Consider the following 255-nt stretch of genomic DNA (forward strand, 5'->3'; position numbering starts at 1 on the left):
CTGTGCGACCAATATCGTGTAGCCTACGAACAGTAACAGCTATACCTGGAATTAAAACTGCCAACCCGTAAATAGTACCGATAAATACAGTACCCAAGAAGCCATCAACAAACCCCAAAATGAAAGAAAAAATGAGGTTAAATAAAAAGAACATCCAGTATTCCTTTCGTCTAGCCCTTCCACTAAAAACTGCATACTTCTTTAAAACAGCCAAATACCAATCCATTTTATTTCCTCTGTTAGTTATAAACACCG

General features: G+C 37.3%; 1 protein-coding gene. It reads right to left on the minus strand.

The genetic code is table 11. The features are described 5' to 3' along the window. On the minus strand, positions 1-226 hold a 226-nt coding region (locus tag EYW48_RS21860; protein ID WP_277433121.1), incomplete at its 3' end, for a DUF805 domain-containing protein. Positions 227-255 lie beyond the last annotated feature (29 nt).

The organism is Vibrio sp. 1180_3, from assembly GCF_029478545.1.
Classification (GTDB): Bacteria; Pseudomonadota; Gammaproteobacteria; order Enterobacterales; family Vibrionaceae; genus Vibrio; species Vibrio aestuarianus.